The 22,407-nt window shown below is 42.4% G+C and carries 17 protein-coding genes; 8 read left to right on the top strand and 9 right to left on the bottom strand.

Annotation, left to right across the window (positions count from 1 at the left end; all coding sequences use genetic code 11):
- Positions 1 to 252: 252 nt before the first annotated feature.
- A complete protein-coding gene (pckA, locus tag VCA1004_RS10555) occupies positions 253 to 1,869 on the top strand; it encodes a phosphoenolpyruvate carboxykinase (ATP) (RefSeq protein WP_086981717.1) in 1,617 nt (538 codons plus the stop codon).
- A gap of 228 nt (positions 1,870 to 2,097) precedes the next feature.
- Positions 2,098 to 4,119: an AsmA family protein gene (locus tag VCA1004_RS10560; RefSeq protein WP_086981718.1), complete on the top strand. Its 2,022-nt coding sequence runs from the start codon at positions 2,098 to 2,100 to the stop codon at positions 4,117 to 4,119.
- A 71-nt stretch (positions 4,120 to 4,190) separates the two neighbouring features.
- On the opposite strand, the gene VCA1004_RS10565 is transcribed toward VCA1004_RS10560, so the two are convergent.
- The 4 genes from VCA1004_RS10565 to typA form a co-directional block, all read right to left on the bottom strand.
- Positions 4,191 to 5,114, bottom strand: coding sequence for a bifunctional GNAT family N-acetyltransferase/hotdog fold thioesterase (locus VCA1004_RS10565; RefSeq protein ID WP_086981719.1), 924 nt, complete (start codon positions 5,112 to 5,114; stop codon positions 4,191 to 4,193).
- 55 nt (positions 5,115 to 5,169) lie between these two features.
- Positions 5,170 to 5,607, bottom strand: a complete 438-nt coding sequence (gene dtd, locus VCA1004_RS10570) for a D-aminoacyl-tRNA deacylase (RefSeq protein WP_086981720.1) — start codon at positions 5,605 to 5,607, stop codon at positions 5,170 to 5,172.
- On the bottom strand, positions 5,604 to 6,482 hold the full coding sequence (locus VCA1004_RS10575; RefSeq protein ID WP_408646856.1) for a virulence factor BrkB family protein: 879 nt from the start codon (positions 6,480 to 6,482) through the stop codon (positions 5,604 to 5,606). The genes dtd and VCA1004_RS10575 overlap by 4 nt, the downstream gene beginning before the upstream one ends.
- A gap of 320 nt (positions 6,483 to 6,802) precedes the next feature.
- Positions 6,803 to 8,632 carry a translational GTPase TypA gene (typA, locus tag VCA1004_RS10580; protein ID WP_086981722.1) on the bottom strand — a complete coding sequence of 610 codons (1,830 nt, stop codon included), beginning with the start codon at positions 8,630 to 8,632 and terminating at the stop codon, positions 6,803 to 6,805.
- Between the two features lie 563 nt (positions 8,633 to 9,195).
- Here typA and glnA point away from each other — a divergent pair.
- From glnA to VCA1004_RS10605, 5 genes are all read left to right on the top strand, one after another.
- The gene (gene glnA / locus VCA1004_RS10585) at positions 9,196 to 10,605 is read left to right on the top strand and encodes a glutamate--ammonia ligase (protein WP_086981723.1); all 1,410 of its coding nucleotides are present in this window, start codon (positions 9,196 to 9,198) and stop codon (positions 10,603 to 10,605) included.
- Between the two features lie 188 nt (positions 10,606 to 10,793).
- Positions 10,794 to 11,426, top strand: a complete 633-nt coding sequence (locus VCA1004_RS10590; RefSeq protein ID WP_086981724.1) for a DUF4124 domain-containing protein — start codon at positions 10,794 to 10,796, stop codon at positions 11,424 to 11,426.
- Positions 11,427 to 11,597: 171 nt separating this feature from the next.
- Positions 11,598 to 12,686: a nitrogen regulation protein NR(II) gene (glnL, locus tag VCA1004_RS10595; RefSeq protein WP_232012599.1), complete on the top strand. Its 1,089-nt coding sequence runs from the start codon at positions 11,598 to 11,600 to the stop codon at positions 12,684 to 12,686.
- Positions 12,687 to 12,748: 62 nt separating this feature from the next.
- Positions 12,749 to 14,161, top strand: a complete 1,413-nt coding sequence (gene glnG, locus VCA1004_RS10600) for a nitrogen regulation protein NR(I) (RefSeq protein ID WP_086981725.1) — start codon at positions 12,749 to 12,751, stop codon at positions 14,159 to 14,161.
- Positions 14,162 to 14,447: 286 nt separating this feature from the next.
- The gene (locus VCA1004_RS10605) at positions 14,448 to 17,003 is read left to right on the top strand and encodes a bifunctional diguanylate cyclase/phosphodiesterase (protein ID WP_086981726.1); all 2,556 of its coding nucleotides are present in this window, start codon (positions 14,448 to 14,450) and stop codon (positions 17,001 to 17,003) included.
- Positions 17,004 to 17,129: 126 nt separating this feature from the next.
- Here VCA1004_RS10605 and hemN read toward each other — a convergent pair whose 3' ends face one another.
- From hemN to VCA1004_RS10630, 5 genes are all read right to left on the bottom strand, one after another.
- The gene (gene hemN / locus VCA1004_RS10610) at positions 17,130 to 18,503 is read right to left on the bottom strand and encodes an oxygen-independent coproporphyrinogen III oxidase (protein WP_232012651.1); all 1,374 of its coding nucleotides are present in this window, start codon (positions 18,501 to 18,503) and stop codon (positions 17,130 to 17,132) included.
- Between the two features lie 111 nt (positions 18,504 to 18,614).
- Positions 18,615 to 19,103 carry a DUF2489 domain-containing protein gene (locus tag VCA1004_RS10615; RefSeq protein ID WP_086981728.1) on the bottom strand — a complete coding sequence of 163 codons (489 nt, stop codon included), beginning with the start codon at positions 19,101 to 19,103 and terminating at the stop codon, positions 18,615 to 18,617.
- Between the two features lie 24 nt (positions 19,104 to 19,127).
- Positions 19,128 to 19,697: a Der GTPase-activating protein YihI gene (gene yihI / locus VCA1004_RS10620; protein ID WP_086981729.1), complete on the bottom strand. Its 570-nt coding sequence runs from the start codon at positions 19,695 to 19,697 to the stop codon at positions 19,128 to 19,130.
- A 31-nt stretch (positions 19,698 to 19,728) separates the two neighbouring features.
- Positions 19,729 to 20,367 carry a class I SAM-dependent methyltransferase gene (locus VCA1004_RS10625; protein WP_086981730.1) on the bottom strand — a complete coding sequence of 213 codons (639 nt, stop codon included), beginning with the start codon at positions 20,365 to 20,367 and terminating at the stop codon, positions 19,729 to 19,731.
- 163 nt (positions 20,368 to 20,530) lie between these two features.
- The gene (locus VCA1004_RS10630; protein ID WP_086984580.1) at positions 20,531 to 21,148 is read right to left on the bottom strand and encodes a c-type cytochrome; all 618 of its coding nucleotides are present in this window, start codon (positions 21,146 to 21,148) and stop codon (positions 20,531 to 20,533) included.
- Between the two features lie 181 nt (positions 21,149 to 21,329).
- Here VCA1004_RS10630 and yihA point away from each other — a divergent pair, with 181 nt between their 5' ends.
- Entirely contained in the window at positions 21,330 to 22,037 is a 708-nt protein-coding gene (yihA, locus tag VCA1004_RS10635) for a ribosome biogenesis GTP-binding protein YihA/YsxC (RefSeq protein ID WP_232012600.1), read from the top strand.
- The last annotated feature ends 370 nt before the right edge of the window (positions 22,038 to 22,407 follow it).

The raw sequence follows: 22,407 nt of genomic DNA on the forward strand, positions 1-22,407 counted from the left end.
TGATAAAGCCGCGGAAACGTGGCTTTTTTTCTGTCTCCAGCCCAACGTATCTCCCCTTATCCTCCACCATTACAAACACTTATTTTCTTCTGGATAATAATGATATTGCTCTTGATCACAACTTTTCTGATTTTTTTATTTGTTAATATAAAGTTGTATACACGATCAAAAAACCATACCTATAAAGTGGTTAAAGTGTGCATAAATTAACAATTATAACTATCCCTACAAATTTCCTATTAAGGAGCATCTATGACGGCTATGGCTCACACTACGCTAGATCTCAGCGCTTACGGTATTCACAATGTCACCGATATTGTGAGAAACCCAAGTTATGAGCAATTGTTCATTGAAGAAACCCAATCTGATTTAACCGGTTACGAAAAAGGCATCGTAACGGAACTCGGTGCCGTGTCTGTCGATACAGGCATTTTTACCGGCCGTTCGCCAAAAGATAAATACATCGTAAAAGATGACATCACCAAAGAAACCTTGTGGTGGTCTGATCAAGGTAAAAATGACAATAAGCCGATTAGCCAAGCAATCTGGAGTGAGTTGAAATCCTTAGTCACAGAACAGTTGTCGAATAAACGAGTCTTTGTGGTGGACTGTTTTTGTGGCGCTAACCCCGAATCTCGCTTAAAAGTTCGCGTGATTACGGAAGTGGCTTGGCAAGCTCATTTCGTCAAAAATATGTTCATTCGCCCAAGTGAAGAAGAACTACAAGATTTCACCCCTGATTTTGTGGTCATGAATGGCGCGAAAGCAACCAACCCCAATTGGCAAGCTCAAGGTCTCAACTCTGAAAACTTCGTTGCTTTTAACTTAACCGAACGTATCCAAATCATTGGCGGAACTTGGTACGGCGGCGAAATGAAAAAAGGCATGTTTGCCATGATGAACTACCTTTTACCGCTCAAAGGCATTGCATCGATGCACTGTTCTGCCAACGTCGGTGAACAAGGCGACGTTGCAATTTTCTTTGGTTTATCAGGAACCGGAAAAACTACGCTCTCAACCGATCCTAAACGTCAATTAATTGGTGATGACGAACACGGTTGGGATGATGATGGGGTCTTCAACTTTGAAGGGGGCTGTTACGCCAAAACCATCAAACTGTCCAAAGAAGCTGAGCCTGATATTTATAACGCCATTCGTCGAGATGCGCTGTTAGAAAACGTTTCAGTGACACCAGAAGGTAAAATCGACTTTGATGATGGCTCTAAAACCGAAAACACTCGTGTTTCTTACCCTATTTATCATATTGAAAATATCGTCAAACCGGTTTCGAAAGCCGGCCATGCACAAAAAGTGATTTTCTTAACTGCGGATGCTTTTGGGGTTCTGCCTCCGGTTTCGAAACTGACTCCAGAGCAGACGAAATACCATTTCTTATCCGGCTTTACCGCCAAATTAGCTGGTACAGAACGAGGCATTACTGAGCCAACGCCGACCTTCTCTGCCGCCTTTGGAGCTGCGTTCTTAACTCTGCACCCAACCCAATATGCCGAAGTGCTGGTGAAACGTATGGAAGCGGCGGGAGCAGAAGCTTACTTAGTCAATACCGGTTGGAATGGCAGTGGCAAACGTATCTCGATCCAAGATACTCGCGGCATTATTGATGCGATTTTAGATGGCTCTATCGACCAAGCGCCTACCAAGATCATTCCAACCTTTAATTTGGAAGTGCCAACGGCCTTACCTAAGGTCGACCCAGCCATTTTAGATCCTAGAGACACTTATGCCTCCAGTGAACAATGGCAAACCAAGGCCGATGAATTAGCCCAATTATTTATTAATAATTTTGCTCAATACACCGACAACGAGGAAGGCAAAGCCTTAGTCAAAGCCGGTCCTCAAGCCCGCTAACTAGGCCTATATCCTTTAATACAACGAGAAACCTATAGTGGGTTTCTCGTTTTTTTAACTGCCTTACCAATAGCCTCAATTCAAAGCTGTTATAGCGCTCACACTCATGAGATGATCAGATAATAAGTACGATTAGTATGATATTAATATGGAAATTGTACCGACACACATAACTGCTTATACTTCATTGCTCTACACCGACATCATTTGTAATTAACAGGATGTGAGATGAGAAAACTGTTCGCGATTATCATTGGGTTATTATGCTTAGCCATCATAGCTATGGTTGCCTCTTATGCGGCTTTACATACCAAATATGCGGCGGATGTCGTCAATGGCGCGCTCAAGTTGGCTTATCAAGATAAGGTTCAAGTCCGTTCCGTCCAGTATTCTTACCAAGACCCAAGCCATCTACAGCTAAATGGGGTATTAATTAAACCCCAAGCAACTAAGCCAACTTTAATCGAACAAATGGATATTTGGCTTCATCCATCGCTGTGGCAACAAAATAAACTCCAAATCGATAACCTGATCATCGATGGACTCACGCTTCAAGACGGTTGGCCTGAAATCCACCTCTCCCAGTATCTACACATCAATCAAATCACGCTGGCACACCTCGATTTTGCGCATGATGCTTGGGTTGGCCGAGATGTAAGCCTACAAATCAAGCATCCACAAAAACGCGATTCTCGTTTATTCCCTTTTTATGGTGAAATTCGCCTTTCCGCCGAGCAACTTTATTGGCAAGGTGAAGCGCTAAATAACGTCTTTTTTGATGGCGATATCACGCCAACCCATACCACTTTCTACGATCTTCGCTTTCACTGGCGACAAGGGCAATTTGCCGCACAGGCCACCAAAAAACAAAACGAGCAAGAATGGCAAGTCCCGCATGCCACCATTAGCGGATTACGCTTACAACAAGCCGATTTCGAGAGCATTAGCCAAACCAGTCTTGACGGATTTAAAGCTCTTGCCATGCGAATCCATGATTTGGATCTACGCCAATCCAGCATAGATACTCCTCGCTTTACGGCGAACAATATCCAATTAACCGCCAGTAATCTCGAGTTACCTTTTCAGTTATGGCAACAGCAAGATGCCTCCATTTTTGTCACAGCAGAGGATATGGGGCTCTTTGGGCAAGCGATAAATGCACCAGCACTTGATCTTAGCTTACAAAAAAACCGGGCAACCATTCATGATATCTCTTTAGAAATGCTGCAAGGTAACCTTCACCTACAAGGTACGGTCACACCTTCAAGCCTCATGCTCAATCAGCTTAATATCAATAATATGAAATGGTTTCCCACCCCAGAAACCAAACATCTCGTCTGGCATTACTTAGATAAGCTTGATGATATTGAAGCGCAAATGCTAACGTTAAATAACTTACAGTTTATCGATTTAACCACCACGCCACCGCTACAAACAACTGGGCTCAGTATTGAAGGCGACCAAGTACAATTAAAACGAGATAAGCATTGGGGGCTATGGAAAGGCAAGCTCAGCCTCAGTGCCAGCAGCGCGACTTACGATAGCGTCAATAGTAAGAACCCCTTGCTCACTATGCACAGTGAACAGGGCCACTTTTGGTTAGATAAGCTGTTTGTACCCTTAGATAACGGACTGGTAAAGGGAACCGGTGATATTGCATTTGCTCAAACTAGCCAACCTTGGAAGCTCAACTTAGAAGCCTCTGGGATCCCATTACGCTTTTTTTCACGTTGGTTCAATTTACCGCTCCACCTCGATGGCATTACCGACTTTACCCTCAAGGGGGAAGGTTTATACGGCGATCCATTGATCTTTAAGCATAGCGTTACTGGTGAGTTAAGCGCGAGCGTAACCCGAGCCACCAGCCAAGATGATTTCCAAACCTTATGGTTACGCAATCAAGGCATTGAATTACCTCCCCTTGCGCCCCCTAAACCGGGCAATCAAGGAGAAACACCAGAGGATAAAGCTGCGAATGATAAGCGTCGTGCTGCCGAAGCAAAAGACCAGAAAAAAGCCGCACCTGTCACTATCAGTGATATTCACTTAGTCGCTGACCGCGGTCGATTATCGCTGAAACCTTTTACTATTGAGGCAACTGATTTTTCCGCTCATCTCGGTGGCGATTACGATTTCTTATTTCCGAGTAAAGGCAATCTACATTATCGTTTAGAAGGGAAATGCCAAGCTCTGACTTTTAATTTACTCGGCAATAAAGATGCGGTGCAAGTGGAAAATAATTGCCATTAACCCTGAAAAACGCACATAAAAAAACGCCATTGCAAAACATCAATGGCGTTTAGAGATCGTCATAACAGGCACTAACGAACCACAGGATCTTCTCCCAAAAAGTCGGTCATTAGCATATAGGTGCCCGTAAATTCTACCGCCGCAACCTCGCCACTGTACACGGTGACCTTGACGATAATTCGTGCACGGCGGCCATTGACGAGGCGATCCAAATCTCCACTGATGCCATCAAGAGAAGTGACCGCAACCGGACTCTCTGTTACTGGAGCCCGAAATCGTACCTTACTGTCGGCCAAGATAATGTCTGCTTCTAACCCTTTTTCTCGCATCAATAACCACGCCATCCCCCAACCGGTTAAAGTGGTTAAGGTAAATAACGAGCCTGCAAACATGGTTTCATGAGGATTAATATTTGGATTTAACGGCGCAGAACATTCAAATTGATAGCCAGTATATTGGCTGATCCGAATCCCCATCGCCGCACAAATTGGAATTTCTTGTCGCCAGCGTTTTTGTAATTCATCACACCATTCTGGACGACGAGACACATTGGCACTCGCTTTCAAACGCTTAACCATCTGTTGGTGACGTACCGGCCCCACTTCATCACTTAATTCGCCTTGGCTTTCAAACCCATTGCGGACATAAAAGCGAATAGCATCTTGCCGCGAGTTACACACTAAGCGCTTGGCCCCTTCCTGCAAACCATAAGACTCTAGTGCCACTAAAATCAGTGAACCTAAGCCCTTGCCTCGATGATGCGGATGCACCGCCATATAGCGAATTTGGCCCTCATTATTGGGGGTTAAATACATTCGCCCTACTGCCATGATCCGTCCACGACCATCGACAATCATACGGTGAGCACTCATTTCATCGTATTCATCACGCTCAGAGCCAGGTGGAAGGTGAAAAGGCTCGCGCAACATCTGCCAACGAAAATGATAATATTGCTGCAAGTCAGATTCGGTTTTCGGCGTCACTAACTTAAACATGTAAATCCCTTACTGATTAAATTGAATTACCTCGCTCAACACTAAGCAAAGTTTTTTATACTTGCAGCCAAAATGTCACCGGTCCGTCATTGACCAAGGCAACTTTCATGTCTGCAGCAAATCGCCCATTTTCCGTATGAACTTCAGCTTGGCGACAATATTGAGAAAAACATTCATACAACCTTTCAGCTTCACTAGGTTCGGCCCCTTTAGAAAAACTTGGCCGCATCCCTTTTTCCGTATCCGCAGGAAGGGTAAATTGTGAAACTACCAGCACTTGGCCTTCGATTTGCTTCACATTCAAATTCATTTTTCCTTGCTCATCTTCAAAAATACGATAACCAAGTACTCGCTCACTCAGACGTTTGGCTTTCGCTTCATCGTCGCCTTTTTCAACCCCAAGTAAGACCAATAATCCAGCCCCTATTTCGCCAACAATCTGCCCATCGACTTTTACACTGGCTTCACTGACCCTTTGAATCAAAGCAATCACTCATCATTCCTTTTCTTTTTATCCAATAAACGTGTTAATGGGTGATAAGGCTGTTCATTATACCAATGCTCTCGTTCACCTAAACTGGCCGTGACTTCCGCTCCAACCAAAACAATGAACCAACACAAATACACCCAAACAAATAAAATGGGGATCGCAGCTAAGGCGCCGTAAATCAATTGATAAGAAGGAAATGCGGTAATGTACATCGCAAAACCTTTCTTAGATAACTCAAATAATAAGCCTGCGACCAACGCTCCTGCACACGCATGACGCAGTTTTACCTTAATATTCGGCACTAGCATGTAGAGGCCAACAAAGGCAGACATCGACAACAGTACTGGCAGGATTCGATATATCCCGCTGACCACTTCTTTGCTTAAATATTGTTCGGAGGTGATATAGGAGCTTAACGCTAAACTGGCCCCCATAAAAATAGGCCCCAAGGTCAATACCATCCAATACATAGAAAAAGAATAAGCACGACGACGTTTACGCTTAACCCGCCAAATAAAGTTTAAATTTTTGTCGATTGTAGAAATCAGCATCATTGCAGTAACAAATACAAAAGCGCCCCCAATGGCGGTCATACTCGAGGTATTGGCCACAAAGGTGTTCAAGGCATTTTTGACCGCATCACCGGCCGCTGGCATAAAATTGAGAAACACAAACTCTTGAATTTGTTCCGTAATGCCTTCAAACACTGGAAACTTTGAAAGTGCAGTCACCAGCACCGTCATCAAAGGCACCAGTGATAACAAAGAAATGTACGCCATATAGCCGGCATTGACTGTCAATCGGTCCAAGATGATCCGATTTTTTAAATACAGAAAATAATGAATGCATACGCTGAGTTTTTTTTCCATAACCACCATCCCTCTACAGATATAGAGTAAGAATCCCTATTGATGTTAGCGCAATGAAAAGGGAGAAACGTCGATAGCGCCAACAAGTATCTCTAAATGACTTATACCAATCGTACCAATTATCTGACTCTCTAATTAATCTCAGCGGCGGATAACGAGTATGCTTGGTATTAAATATTTTGATTTTCTTAATAAATTTTGCTGCGTTATTTATACCATAAACTGTATTGAGTATATAACTTGGATAAAAAAAGCCGATGCGTTGATAGCATCGGCTCTAATTATGTATAAACGCTTTAATTACTTATAAGCGCTCAAGCTAGCATGGCTTACTTAGGAGCACGACCTGCACGTTTACGGTCATTTTCAGTCAAATAACGCTTACGGATACGGATGCTTTCTGGCGTTACTTCTACTAGTTCATCATCATCGATGAATTCTAAAGCTTGCTCTAGAGTGAACTTGATAGCAGGAGAAAGCGTTTGAGCTTCATCAGTACCAGAAGCACGAACGTTAGTTAGCTGCTTACCTTTTAGACAGTTAACTGTTAAGTCGTTGTTACGGTTATGGATACCGATAACTTGACCTTCATAAACTTCATCAGCGTGTTCTGCAAATAAACGGCCACGGTCTTGTAAGTTAAACAAGGCGTATGTCAGTGCTTTACCGGTTGCATTAGAGATTAATACACCGTTACTACGTTGACCAATTACGCCACCTTTATGGTTGTCATAACGCTCAAACGTATGGTAAAGAAGACCAGAACCTGAAGTCAGTGTTAGGAATTCAGTTTGGAAACCAATCAAGCCACGAGAAGGCATGTAGAAGTCCATGCGAACACGGCCTTTACCATCAGGAGCCATATCAGTTAGCTCACCCTTACGGATACCGATGTTTTCCATGATGCCACCTTGGTGCTCTTCAAGCACATCGATAGTCACTTTTTCAAACGGTTCCATTAGTTTGCCATCAATTTCTTTCTCGATAACTTCAGGACGTGATACCGCTAGCTCGAAGCCTTCACGACGCATGTTTTCAATCAAGATAGAAAGGTGAAGTTCACCACGACCTGATACTTTGAATTTATCTGGATCGTCAGTTTGCTCAACGCGTAATGCTACGTTGTGCACTAATTCTTTTTCTAAACGCTCAAGGATGTTACGTGACGTCACGAACTTACCTTCTTTACCCGCGAACGGAGAAGTGTTTACTTGGAACGTCATTGTCACTGTTGGTTCATCAACAGACAGTGGTTTCATTGGCTCAACATTGTTCACATCACAGATGGTGTCAGAGATTTTAAGCTCACCAAGACCTGTGATAGCAATGATGTCGCCTGCATTTGCTTGGTCAACTTCATGACGCTCAAGACCAAGATAACCCAATACAGTACCAATTTTACCGTTACGTTTTTTACCGTCAGCACCGACAATCGTTACTTGTTGGTTTGGTTTTACGCTACCACGAGTAACACGGCATACGCCGATAACACCAACATAAGAGTTGTAATCTAGCTGCGATACTTGCATTTGTAGTGCGCCGTCGATATCCACATTAGGACACTCAACGTTATCTACGATTGCTTGGAATAGTGCTTCCATGTTTTCAGCCGTTGCGCCTTCTTCTAGTGTTGCCCAACCATTTAATGCTGAAGCGTAAACCACTTGGAAGTCTAACTGCTCATCAGTAGCGCCTAGGTTATCAAATAAATCAAATACTTGATCCATAACCCAATCAGGACGAGCGCCAGGGCGGTCAATCTTGTTGATAACAACGATTGGTTTTAAACCGTGAGCAAAGGCTTTTTGCGTTACGAAGCGAGTTTGTGGCATTGGACCATCAACCGCATCAACAATAAGAAGAACCGAGTCAACCATCGACATGATACGCTCAACTTCACCACCGAAATCGGCGTGTCCTGGAGTATCTACGATGTTGATGCGGTAATCATTCCAGTTAATGGCAGTGTTTTTCGCCAGGATGGTGATACCACGTTCTTTTTCAATATCATTTGAATCCATGACGCGCTCTTCAGCTTCACCACGAGATTCAAGGGTACCCGATTGCTGTAAAAGCTTATCAACCAATGTCGTTTTACCGTGGTCAACGTGCGCGATAATCGCGATATTTCTTAACTTATCAATCTGTGGAGTAGTCATGGAATTCGATTCACTTATTAAAGACGCCCAGATACTGGACGAACTTGATTAAAAAAACGGTCGTAAATGTACCAGATTTTGGAAAAAAACCTAGAAATATGTCACATTAACGGACAAATATTACCCTAGGATGACCTTTTTAGTGTAATTCATAACAAACCTCTACGCGATTTCGTGACCATTAACCACCTCAAACCTTGTCATAAAGCCCCAACAAATAGCGAGTATTTCTCCTTCTCTGATCCGCTTTCCCAATCAATCATATTGACAAACTCGGCAATTCTCGGCTGAATAGGTAGTGTTATTTAACCGTTTGCATCACAATGGAACATTACGCACCAAATTAGTGCAAAGCGATTCCAAAATGGTGCATCCTAATGCACTTAATTGGTCTTAATAACTTTAAATTATTGTTTTTCAAGGATTTATATTTTTGGCACGATTTTAGCTTTAGTTTTAATAACGTTGATTTTTATTTTTAATCGAAGTTGCTTAAAGCTAGATTCCTTTTGAAATCGCTTTGATCACTCAAACCATATTGTTAACACCGGAGGTTATCCAAGATGTCAGTAGAAAATGTTCTCTCTCTGATCGCAGAAAACGAAGTTAAATTTGTTGATTTACGCTTTACCGATACCAAAGGTAAAGAACAACATATCTCAATCCCTGCTCACCAAGTCGATGCTGACTTCTTTGAAGACGGTAAAATGTTCGATGGTTCTTCTGTTGCAGGCTGGAAAGGCATTAACGAATCCGACATGGTGATGATGCCTGATGCGGCCAGCGCCGTACTAGACCCATTCACCGAAGATGCCACACTTAACATCCGTTGTGACATCCTAGAGCCAGCAACTATGCAAGGTTATGACCGTGACCCTCGCTCTATTGCAAAACGCGCAGAAGATTACATGCGTTCTACTGGTATTGCCGATACGGTTCTTGTCGGTCCTGAACCAGAATTCTTCCTATTTGATGACATCAAATACGGTAATGACATTTCTGGCTCTTTCTTCAAAATCGATGACATAGAAGCAGCTTGGAACACAGGCACATCATACGAAGAAGGTAACAAAGGTCACCGTCCTGGCGTGAAAGGCGGCTACTTCCCAGTGGCTCCGGTTGACTCATCACAAGACATTCGCTCTGCAATGTGTTTAATCATGGAAGAAATGGGCTTAGTCGTTGAAGCGCATCACCACGAAGTAGCAACTGCAGGTCAAAACGAAATCGCGACTCGCTTTAACACGCTAACTGAAAAAGCTGATGAGATTCAAATCTACAAGTATGTGGTTCATAACGTAGCTCACGCTTATGGCAAAACCGCGACCTTCATGCCGAAACCATTAGTTGGCGACAACGGTTCTGGTATGCACGTTCACCAATCTCTATCGAAAGATGGCGTAAACCTATTTGCGGGTGACAAGTACGGCGGCCTTTCTGAAATGGCACTGTACTACATCGGTGGTATCATCAAGCATGCGCGTGCTATCAACGCCTTTGCTAACCCATCGACTAACTCGTACAAGCGTCTCGTTCCTGGATTCGAAGCTCCTGTTATGCTGGCATACTCTGCACGTAACCGTTCTGCTTCTATCCGTATCCCAGTAGTACCAAGCCCGAAAGCGCGCCGTATTGAAGCCCGCTTCCCAGATCCAGCTGCAAACCCATACTTAGCGTTTGCCGCACTTCTCATGGCTGGTCTTGACGGTATTAAGAACAAGATCCACCCTGGCGATGCGATGGATAAAGACTTGTATGACCTTCCTGCAGAAGAAGCGGCTGAGATTCCAAAAGTAGCAGAATCTCTAGAAATCGCTCTGAAAGCACTAGACGAAGATCGTGAGTTCTTAACATCTGGCGGTGTATTCTCTGATGACTTCATCGACTCATACATTGCACTTAAATCGAAAGATGTTGAGCGTGTTAACATGGCCACTCACCCATTAGAATTTGAATTGTACTACTCAGTCTAATTCAAACTCTCTAATTGAAACTATGATGACTGGATTCAGAATTTTTCTGTAACAGTGTAAATCATAAGAAAATTTTAGGCTCGCCTCTCAGGTGAGCCTTTTTTTGATTGTTGTTACGCCATCCTCAACTAATCTAATACCACTTATCTGGCGACAAATACATCACGCTTTATGGAATGGTATACAACATGAAATGGCTGCATCTCTCAATCTTATGGCTTACCTTGACCTTTGGACCCACAGCATTCGCCACCTCAATTTATAAATGGACGGACCCAAATGGTGTCGTGCATTTTAGTGATACGCCACCACCAGAAAATGCCCGCCACAGCGAAGAGTTATCGCTACCTAACCTTCAATCTGCCGCCCCTCAACCTCAATATGGCGCTCCATCACCAGACCAAGCTCAACGGTCAGCGACAGCAACCGCAACCGCAACCGCAACCGCAACCGCAAATGAAACGCGACCTGCCGCTTTCACTCAACCTGCAACAGAAACGCTGCCCTCAAATGCTCTACCTGTTCACTCACAACCAGTCACCATTCATATTGATAATCTACAAAATGATCAAACGATTCGCAGTAATCGAGGCTTCATTACCGTGCAAGCGACACTTAATCGAAAACTCCAAATCGGAGAATCATTACAATTGCTCATGGATGCGCAACCTTATGGTGCACCACAAACTCAATCATTGTGGGAATTGACCAATATCGACCGAGGCACACACACTTTTTCGATCAACCTCGTCGAAAACGGCAAGGTTATTGCATCATCTAAAACAATCACAGTGCACCTGCATAGAACCACAGTAAAGTAGTTGCATGATGAAGTATTTAGTCAGCAAATAGACGGTAATAATCGCAAAATAGCCACCATAGGCTTATTTTCGAGCCAGTAACCAGCCTATTTTATTTGTGTTGAATTTTATCATGCCCCATACTGAAACTTTCAGGTGCACTATATTGGTGCATTAAAAATGGACTTTAGCATGATGCCAAACAGCAACCTTAACAATAATGACCTATCCACCACGATTTTAAGTAATATGGTGACGGCAACATTGTTATTAGATGACAAGTTAACCATTCACTATGCAAACCCAGCGGCAGAACAATTATTTTCGCAAAGTGCTAAACGGTTAATTAAAACCCCATTGTCTCAACTGATCCAGCATGCTTCTATGGATTTAGCCCTATTTACACAACCCCTACAAAGTGGCCAAAGTATTACCGACAGTGACGTGACCTTTGTGATTAATGGTAAGCCCATGCTATTAGAAGTCACCGCCAGCCCACTCTCGATTAAATCCACAAAACCTTCGCAATTAATGCTGTTGGTGGAAGTGCGTAAAATTGATTATCAACGGCGATTAAGCCAAGAATTAAACCAACATGCACAGCAACAAGCAGCTAAATTGCTGGTGCGAGGATTAGCTCACGAAATCAAAAACCCTTTAGGTGGCTTACGGGGAGCGGCGCAATTATTAGGTCGCATGCTGCCCGATCCCAACCTCAATGAATACACACAAATTATTATTGAACAAGCCGATAGACTACGAGCGTTAGTCGATCGCCTGCTCGGCCCGCAAAAGCCAGGCAAGAAATCTCCAGTGAACTTACATGAAGTATTGGAAAAAGCCCGTCAGTTAGTGGAACTTGAATTTGGTAATCAAGTACTCATTGAGCGAGATTACGACCCTAGCATGCCGCATATCGTGATGGATGCGGATCAAGTCGAACAAGCATTTTTAAATATCACCAGCAATGCGGCCCAAATTCTCGCCACGCAACCTGATGGCAAAATCACCATTAAAACGCGAACCGTTTATCAGGCCAATATTCATGGTCATCGACATAAACTGGTTGCTCGCATTGAGATCATGGATAACGGCCCAGGTATTCCTAGTGAATTACAAGATACCCTTTTCTACCCTATGGTCAGTGGTCGGGAAGGCGGTACTGGGCTAGGTTTATCCATTTCACAAAATATTATTGACCAACACAACGGCAAAATTGACGTTGAAAGTTGGCCTGGACACACGGTATTCACGATTTATTTACCGATTCAAACAGCCTAGAGGCTCTCGGAGTATGTCCTTATGTTATTTAATTTTATTCTACTTGCGCAAGGAATCAGGATATGAGTAAAGGATTTGTATGGGTCGTTGATGACGACAGCTCAATCCGTTGGGTATTAGAAAAAACCTTATCATCGGCTCACATACAGTGTGAAACATTTACCGATGCAGAAAGCGTGCTCTTAGCCTTAGAAAGAGAAACGCCTGATGTGTTAATTTCTGACATTCGGATGTCGGGCATGGATGGCTTAACCTTATTAAAACAGGTACAAACTAGCCATCCTGATTTACCCGTTATCATCATGACTGCACACTCAGATCTCGATGCAGCCGTTAACGCTTATCAAACAGGGGCCTTTGAATATTTACCTAAGCCTTTTGATATTGATGAAACACTGACCTTAGTGGAACGCGCAATCACTCATAGCCATGAGCAAAAACAAACCGCCAATCCAGAAGAAAGCATCAAAACAGTCACCCCAGAAATACTTGGCGAAGCCCCGGCGATGCAAGAAGTATTTCGAGCTATTGGCCGCTTATCTCGCTCCTCCATTTCAGTACTGATTAATGGTGAATCAGGAACGGGTAAAGAGTTAGTAGCGCACGCCTTACACCGTCATAGCCCACGCTCAAAAAATCCTTTTATTGCTTTGAATATGGCAGCGATTCCCAAAGATCTGATTGAATCGGAATTATTTGGCCATGAAAAAGGCGCATTTACAGGAGCCAACAGCGTACGACAAGGCCGCTTCGAACAAGCCAATGGCGGTACTTTATTCTTAGATGAAATTGGCGACATGCCTTTAGATATTCAAACTCGTTTATTAAGGGTGTTGGCCGATGGGCAGTTTTATCGTGTTGGTGGCCACGCTCCGGTAAGTGTGGATGTACGCATTATTGCCGCGACCCACCAAGACTTAGAAAAATTGGTAAATAAAGGCGATTTTCGCGAAGATTTATTCCACCGTCTGAATGTGATTCGCGTCCATATCCCCGCCCTGAGAGAGCGCCGTCAGGATATTGAAAAACTAGCGACTCATTTTCTCGCCCGGGCGGCTGACGAATTGGGAGTGGATGTAAAAACCCTACACCCGACAACCATTGAAACACTAAATCGCCTCCCTTGGCCGGGCAATGTCCGTCAACTGGAAAACATTTGTCGTTGGCTCACCGTCATGGCCAGTGGTAGCGAAGTGCTGCCCAATGATTTACCGACAGAGTTAACCCAAGAAAAACGCAACAAACCCACAGACGGCCCTGGGGGTTCGTGGCAACAACAATTAGAAAGCTGGGCACAAGCCGCCTTAGCCTCTGGCGAGTCAGAGCTCCTCAATATTGCACAGCCGGAATTTGAACGGACCCTATTGCAAACGGCATTGGCACACACCAACGGCCATAAACAAGATGCAGCAAAACTTTTAGGTTGGGGGCGAAATACCTTAACCCGTAAACTGAAAGAGTTAAATATCGAGTAAAGTAAGCCTCTCATAACCTTATTAAAAAGAATATTTAGACCGCCAACATGCATAAGGTGAATATTTAAACCATTCACCTTTTCCTATAATTAACAAACATATCTACAAAATAGGACATAAAAAATAAAAAAGATAACCTTTTAAATATAAAAAACCCTGACAAGATCTCATTACTTCATGAATAAAAATAAAAACGCTATTAAAGAGCGCATATTTCTTTATTTTTATTATTAGCTTAGATTCTTTTCCACTATAATTAACATTATTTTTAATACTGTTGATTAAAATGACCGCACCTCGTTTAACGCTCCGTACCGCGATTATTCTTCCTCTCGCTTTGATATTTCTTATCATGAGCGTGGTCATCTTTATTACTCAATCGATCACCTATAAAAACACTTTAGAAGAACTGAGCCAAAAAGAACTCACCACGATGTCGCAAACCATCAAAGTGAACTTAAGTGATTACCTTTACCCTACTTTTATGATCAGTTCAGCATTGAGCCAATCCATCAAACATCAATTTATTAATAAAAATAGCACTTCTGAAACTCGGGCTAATTTTTTGTTTGATGCCTACAACAGCATCAAAGATCAAGTACCACAACTCGATACACTGAATATTGGACTAGATGAAAGTGGCTACTATTATGGATATCGTCGCGAAGCCGATCACACCTTATCACTGCTATTAAAAGATGAAACTACTGATAACGCACTGATTGTGTATGAAGATTCGACCCCCGATAGCCCTGTGATTTATAAATTGAAAGATTACGACATGCATTTACGACCTTGGTATGCCCCAGTCGTTGAAGCTCGTAAACAAATGTGGTCAGAACCTTATATTAATAACGACGAGAAAAAAGAAGTCACGTTGTCAGCCATTACTCCCATTTTCAATAAAGAACAATTATTTGGGGTGATTGCTGCTGATATTCGAATTTCTAGTTTTAACCGTTTTTTGATTGAGCAAAAACAGAAACACGATCGCACGGTTTTTATTTTTGATTCAGAGCAAAGACTTATCGCTCAGTCTGAAAACATTAATAACTTATTTAGTGAAAATGCCCCTAAAACCGATGCCAAAAACCCCTTGTCTACCTTTGGTGGCCGTCGCAGCATCTTCAAAAGTCATTCGCCTGAAATCAAAGCGACGGCTCAAGCCTATTTTCAACATAATGAATTAGAAGATACCGTTTTTAGTTACATGATTGGGAATAAAAAGCAGTTTGCCTATGTCACCAGCTTTAAAGATAAATATGGCCTAGATTGGCATATTGCGCTATCTATTCCGGAATCAGAGGTCTTAGCAAAGCTCTCCACTCATCAATCAATGATGAATAGCTTCATTTTAGTCTGTACCTTATTACTCTGTTTTGGTGGATTTATTTTCTTAACGCGTATTACATCTCCCATCACACAAACGGCTAAAGCTGCACAAAAGTTGGCACAACGTGATTGGAGTACCAACCTACCCACTTTAGGCCAAACCTATGAAACCTATAGCTTAGTAAAATCATTTAATGAAATGGCCAATGATTTACAAGCCGCATTTACCAATTTACACCAACAGTTAGCCTTTGACTCTCTGACGCATTTATATAGCCGTGAAGGTCTAATCGAAGCTCTTCATAGTGAAAAAGACATGAATGGTTTTATCCTCGTAATTGGCTTTGATAACTTCCGCGATGTCAACGACAGCTTAGGTTATTTAAAGGGTGATCAATTGTTAACCATTGCGGCACAAAAGATCAAACACCTTTCTCCACAAAGTAGCTTTCTGGCTAGAATTGGTGGCAGTGAGTTTGCGATTGTGATACCGCACACCAGTGAGCGAGCGAAAAATTATTTAGTCGCAGTGATCTTAAAAGTTTTCTCCACCCCTGTATCTCTCGGCCTGGAAAACATTTTATTGTCTCCAGCGATTGGAACCTGTATGGCACAAGGCAAACCAGAAATAGAACGATGGCTACGTCAAGCCAGTATTGCGTTAAGCCATGCGAAGAAAAATCAGCAAAAAGAAGCGCCTTACTCCAGTGATCTCGAGACGGTTTCATTGCAACGTACTCAGACCATAGTGCAAATCACCGAAGCATTGAAAAAGAAAGAATTTTGCCCTTATTACCAGCCATTGGTTGATTTAAAAACCAATACCATCGTTGGAGCCGAAGCTTTAGCTCGTTGGGTATCCCCTACCCAAGGTTTAATCTCACCCATGTCTTTTATTGCACTGGCAGAGGAAGTTGGACTGATAATTCCGATTGGCAAGCAAATTTTAATGCAAGCCTGCCAAGAAACTAAAAATGAAATTGAAGCCGGTCGCTGGCCTGAGGATTTCCATCTGCATGTGAATACCGCTGTCATACAACTGGCTTCTGAGCAATTTATTGACGATTTAAAACACATATTAGAGAAAACTCAACTTCCACCACACAACCTTACATTAGAAGTGGTCGAGAGTGATTTAATCAATAATAATACGGTCTTAACGACTATTAATGATATTCGCGATTTAGGAGTCAGCATTGCCATTGATGACTTTGGTACCGGTTACTCATCGCTATCTTACTTACAAAACATCCCATTTGACTATTTAAAAATCGACCAGTCTTTTATCCGCACGCTAAGCCAAGATAATAATGACAACTCGATCACTGCCGCTATTTTATCTTTAACCAAAGATATGCAAGGCGTCACGGTTGTAGCAGAAGGCATCGAAACCAAACAACAAGCGGATATCCTCATCTCTCTTGGTTGTGCTCAAGGGCAAGGTTATTATTTTGGTCGCCCTAGCCCTATTCAACAATGGCCCACTCAGCTTCAATTACCTCAAGCGTAAACCGAATAGATATCGCACTCATTATCTAGTCGTCTATTTGGTGTTATTGGAATAAAAATGCCGCGATCTCTTTTTAGAGAACGCGGCATCCTAATCGATAAACAAGTTAATCGTTAAGCGAGGAGTTTAAATCACTCGTGAGAATTGCTGTTGTCGTGCTCGGTTACGCAAATAGGTATCAAAACACATACAAATATTACGAATCAATAAACGCCCACGTAAGGTGACGCTAATGGTCGTAGCCGTTTCTTCGACTAATTCATCATTAATAAAGGTTTTTAGTAACGCCAGATCTTCAGCAAAATATTGGTTAAAATTCAGATTAAAGGTCTTTTCTACCCAAGCTTTATCTAAGGTAAAATTGCAGATAAATTGCTTAATCACTTCACGGCGAATTAAATCATCTTGGTTTAAGACTACACCACGCCACAAAGCATGACGCTGTTCATCCACTTGTGCGTAATACTTTTTCAGCTCTTTTTGGTTCTGAGCATAACTGTTACCGACCATAGAAATGGCAGACACGCCAAAACCAATCAGATCACAGTCACCTTGAGTGGTATAACCTTGGAAGTTACGATGCAGTACTCCTGCTCGTTGCGCGACAGCCAGTTCATCCTCTGGTAACGCAAAGTGATCCATGCCAATAAACTGATAGCCCGCCCCAGTCAGCGTTTTAATGGTGTATTGCAAGATCGCCATTTTTTGCTCGGCTGACGGCATGTGCTCTTCTTTTAATTTCGCTTGTGCAGCAAAGAGTTGCGGCATGTGGGCGTAATTAAAAATAGACAGACGCCCCGGCTTCATCGTCAACACTTTCTCTAAGGTATGCGAAAACGTCGCTAAGGTTTGCTTAGGCAGCCCATAAATCAGATCTAAGTTCGTAGAGCGGAAACCAAGTTGCTTAGCTCGCTCAACCATGGCCACGATAAAGTCTTCATCTTGATCTCGGTTCACTAATTGCTGAACTTCTTTATCAAAATCTTGCACCCCAATACTTAAGCGGTTAAACCCTTCTTTACGTAAATGATCAAGCATATCAAGCTCAATTTCACGAGGGTCCACTTCAATACTGATTTCAGCATCTGGAGTAAAAGTAAATTCACTACGTAAGGCCGTCATCAAGCGCGTCATTTGAATCTTGGTCAAGAAGGTCGGCGTTCCCCCACCAAAATGCAATTGAGTCACTTGGCGCTGCTGAATTAACGGAGCGCGCTCGCGAATTTCTTGAATCAAGACTTGTAGATAGTCATCGGCTTTATGTTGATGACGAGTAATGACTTTATTACAGCCACAGTAATAGCAAAGCTTATGGCAAAAAGGGATATGAATATATAAAGACAGTGGCCGTTCAGGATGATCTGCGCACGCCATATCCAAATCGGAAATCGTGAACGCTTCATGAAATTCAACTGCCGTTGGATAAGAGGTATAACGTGGCCCAGAGTAATTATATTTCTCCAGCATTGCTTGATCCCACACAATTTGCTCTTTTGACATCATGATTTCCACTTATCTGTTACGACGATATTCATTCTAAGGAGCAGATAAATACCGTCTCTGTATCACAATTGAAATACCCATAAAGGCTAGAACGGCACTTATCTTGTCCTACATCATTTTTATCGGTATTTGTTGATTCAATGGCGCAATACGCTCTTTTAATTGCGTCAATTCTTGGATGATATTGTCCGTTAGGCGCGCTTCGGCTTTTTGACGTGCTAAGGTTTGTTTCATTCGGAGCTGCTTTTCAAGCTTCTGCCTTTCCTCACCACGAGCCATATCTTTAACGATCTCATACAGTTCATAAATGGCAGGATAATCACGACTAAAATCAATGCGATCCTCACCTTGAACGTAATCCATAATGCAATACACACGAATTACGATCTCAGATAAATCGCACTGCTCATGAATGCCCGCCATACATAGTGTATGAACGTTATCAAAGATATTGGCATTACGCTTTTCAATTGCTCTTTGTTGTTGAATTTCAATCAGTTGCTTTTGCTTTTTTACTTTGATCAATAAAAATCCAGCATAACTGGCTAAAGCAACAATAATGATGGCACCAACAATGGCTAACAATACGATAGGCATAACACTCCTTAATTGGCGTCCGGATTATTTAAAATCGTTGAGATCCAAATCTTCAAATTGAGATAATAGATCATCATCTGAAGCCGATTTCTTCGCTTTTTTCTCAGAGACAGCTTTCACTTCAAGCTCGGGCTCAGAGTCTAGCACTTCCTCTTCTTCAAAAATGCCAAGTTGCTTCATTAATGCTTCTAAGCGATCCAGTTTTTGATCGACATAAGCTTGCAAGCCAGCCCCTAATTTTTCACCATTGTCTAAACGGTCAATCAAGACATTTAGTTGCGCATCATTTTGAATCGCTTCTAATTCTTGCTCGGCATTTAAGCGACGTTGTTGCTTATTTGGTTTCGCTTTGGTGTCGACAATCAAAGGAATCGGTTTCTTGCTGCCGTGGCGAGGATCTTTTGCGCCACCTTGAGCATGCGCTTGTTTGCTCGCAGAACCATCTGAATGACGGCTACCAGATTTCAAACCTTTACGTTTATTGAGGCGCTTGCGTAAGCGACCTTCTACATCTGATTCTGAACGATTACGAGTAACAATGACTTCATCGGCACCCGCTGAACCCGGTTTTCTCGATTTTTTCTTACGTGACATTCTTTTTTTTCCTATGGTAAGGCTGACTCTATCATTCAGCCTTTTTCAGTAACATGACGTCATTACCGATAAATTCAAGTTGTAATTGATCGCGCTGAGCCAAAAATTCAAACGTTGCTCGACTGAAAAACACCACATGAGTGGGATCATGGCGATAATGCCAAGTGGCAAACGCATCAACATCTTTGACTAATTTGGTCATGACGCCTAGCCAACCACCGGGTTTGAGCATCTCAAGCCACTGTTGCCAGACTAGGTTTGGAGTAAATAAATGCTCAATCACTTCCGTAGCAGTGACAAAATCGTACTGTTGATTTAGTACCTGTTTATCAGGGTAGTAATAATGATCATACAACGCCACCTGATGCCCTTGTTCTTCAAGCATCATCGCGAGAGCTGGGCCTGGGCCACAACCAAAATCTAATCCATGTGAGTTTGCGGCAATACGCTGCAATATAGGGTCGGCCATTCTTGATAAAAAACGACGATAACCTGCGTCTTGTGGATTATTTTCATGCAGATCATACACTGCTTTTTCGGCAACAGCATCAACACGTTGTTCAGGGTGAACAAACACTAACTGGCATTGCTGACACTGTAAATATTGACGTCGGCTGTCTGCATAATAACGGATCGTTTTTTTGCTTTCACACAATGGACAATTTAGCATTATACATCCCCTTATTCTTAAGGATGCGCAACATACCAGAAATGGCGTTAGGAGTGGAGTTTTATTAATCAATTCTAATAAGATTTTCCATTAATAGAAAAAACCCTCAATTTAATTGATATAAATTGAGGGTCTAAAAGAAATTGATGTTAAAACATTCGCATTAATGTAAACCACCAACATACTTCGATAAAATGTCGATTTCATCATCCGTTAGCTGGTTTGAAATATCTTGCATCATGCCATTCATATCATTATTGCGCTCACCTGAACGGAACTTCTCTAGTTGAGCTTTAATATAATCAGCATTTTGACCAGAGATTTTAGGGAAACCAGCTAACTCCATACCGTGTCCACGAGGCCCGTGACAAGCCGCACAAGCCGTTAATCCTTTTTCTGCGTCACCAGCAAAATACAAAGCCTTACCTTGGTCGACAACATTTTCAGGAGTGGAACCATCCGTTTGAGGGATAGAAGCATAATAAGCCGATAAATCAGCTATATCTTGATCCGTTAATGGCATCGCCATCGCACTCATCACTGGCTCGTAGCGACCTTGTTTACCACCACTACTCATGCCTAACTTTAAATCGTGCAGCTGTTTCTCAAGATAGTTAACATGCTGACCCGCTAATTTGGGGTATTGAGCAATCAGAGCATTGCCGTCAGCACCATGGCAGGCCGCACAGGTTGCCGACTTTTCTTTCCCAGCATCGATATTACCTTGTGCCCATACCGAACTACTGGCAACTAAACTAATAAGGAGGACTAATCTTTTCATGACATTCCATTTATAATTATCTGCTTCCAATACCACGATACGCTCAGGTTCGTGATACACTATGTCCAAGTGAATTGGGCATTCTTTCTATTTAGTCTCGCCCAGATAAGTAAACTAATTGTACACAATTATACAAAAAAGCAATCATTCCTCTACAAAAGTGGAGATGGAGTTAACAAATATGGAAAAAATCCATTATCAAAATACCCACTTTATTACGAGTGCGCCCGATATTCGCCACCTTCCTGAAGATGCAGGGATCGAAGTTGCTTTTGCTGGTCGATCCAATGCCGGGAAGTCCAGCGCATTAAATAGATTAACGAATCAGAAGAACCTCGCGAAAACCAGTAAAACACCGGGTCGAACTCAGCTTATTAACTTATTTAAAGTCACTGATAACTGCCATATTGTTGATTTACCAGGATATGGTTTTGCTCAGGTTCCGCTTGAGATGAAAAAGAAATGGCAAAAATCACTCGGTGAATATTTACAAAAACGTGAATGTTTAAAGGGATTAGTGGTGTTGATGGACATCCGTCACCCAATGAAAGACCTCGATCAACAACTGATTTACTGGGCTGTTGAAGTCAATATTCCAGTACAAGTGCTACTCACTAAAGCGGACAAATTAAAACAAGGCGCACGCAAGGCTCAATTGTTAAAAATCCGTGAAGCTTCTATGGCGTTTTGTGGTGATGTTCAAGTTGATGTGTTCTCTTCCTTAAAAGGCCTTGGCGTTGATCAACTGCGTAAAAAATTAGATAGCTGGTTTGCCCCAGCTTTAGCGACAGAAGAAACACTAGCCCAGCTTCGTCGTGAAGAACTCGCAGAACAATTTGCACTAGAAGATGAGATCGTTAACCACTCAGATCAAGAAGACTCAGAGTAACCCCTTTCTATCATGATAAAAGCAGTGGTCAAGCCGCTGCTTTTTTATCTCACTTATTCCCTTCTTTTTTATCAATGATTCCCTCAAAAACTTAAGTTAACCTCAGCTGCGGATAACTAGAAGTCACTCAATACCGCACTTTGGGCGTCTAACTTCGTTAAAATCAACGCAATAGGCCAGCTATTGACTTATGATTTTGCCTTGTTATCCATCCCAAATTGCAGCATTGAGAAAAAGTAACCAATCCTAGGTGCCTGATAGATATTTTTATCAACTATATATCAATAGGTTAGGCTTGTTATTGTGACACTCTTACCCGCAGTTGAGGTTAAGTTAAAAAAAATCCCCAGCAGCTTGGCGGCCAATGGGG

Origin of the sequence: Vibrio aphrogenes, assembly GCF_002157735.2 — a bacterium.
GTDB lineage: Bacteria > Pseudomonadota > Gammaproteobacteria > Enterobacterales > Vibrionaceae > Vibrio > Vibrio aphrogenes.

Coding starts and splice junctions, on each gene's coding strand:
- yihA (WP_232012600.1), top strand. CDS start 21,330: ATGGAAAAAATCCATTATCAAAATACCCACTTTATTACGAGTGCGCCC.
- VCA1004_RS10625 (WP_086981730.1), bottom strand. CDS start 20,367: ATGCTAAATTGTCCATTGTGTGAAAGCAAAAAAACGATCCGTTATTAT.
- glnG (WP_086981725.1), top strand. CDS start 12,749: ATGAGTAAAGGATTTGTATGGGTCGTTGATGACGACAGCTCAATCCGT.
- hemN (WP_232012651.1), bottom strand. CDS start 18,503: ATGTCAAAAGAGCAAATTGTGTGGGATCAAGCAATGCTGGAGAAATAT.
- VCA1004_RS10575 (WP_408646856.1), bottom strand. CDS start 6,482: ATGGTGGTTATGGAAAAAAAACTCAGCGTATGCATTCATTATTTTCTG.
- VCA1004_RS10565 (WP_086981719.1), bottom strand. CDS start 5,114: ATGTTTAAGTTAGTGACGCCGAAAACCGAATCTGACTTGCAGCAATAT.
- VCA1004_RS10590 (WP_086981724.1), top strand. CDS start 10,794: ATGAAATGGCTGCATCTCTCAATCTTATGGCTTACCTTGACCTTTGGA.
- VCA1004_RS10560 (WP_086981718.1), top strand. CDS start 2,098: ATGAGAAAACTGTTCGCGATTATCATTGGGTTATTATGCTTAGCCATC.
- glnA (WP_086981723.1), top strand. CDS start 9,196: ATGTCAGTAGAAAATGTTCTCTCTCTGATCGCAGAAAACGAAGTTAAA.
- VCA1004_RS10615 (WP_086981728.1), bottom strand. CDS start 19,103: ATGCCTATCGTATTGTTAGCCATTGTTGGTGCCATCATTATTGTTGCT.
- VCA1004_RS10605 (WP_086981726.1), top strand. CDS start 14,448: ATGACCGCACCTCGTTTAACGCTCCGTACCGCGATTATTCTTCCTCTC.
- pckA (WP_086981717.1), top strand. CDS start 253: ATGACGGCTATGGCTCACACTACGCTAGATCTCAGCGCTTACGGTATT.
- glnL (WP_232012599.1), top strand. CDS start 11,598: ATGATGCCAAACAGCAACCTTAACAATAATGACCTATCCACCACGATT.
- yihI (WP_086981729.1), bottom strand. CDS start 19,697: ATGTCACGTAAGAAAAAATCGAGAAAACCGGGTTCAGCGGGTGCCGAT.
- typA (WP_086981722.1), bottom strand. CDS start 8,632: ATGACTACTCCACAGATTGATAAGTTAAGAAATATCGCGATTATCGCG.
- VCA1004_RS10630 (WP_086984580.1), bottom strand. CDS start 21,148: ATGAAAAGATTAGTCCTCCTTATTAGTTTAGTTGCCAGTAGTTCGGTA.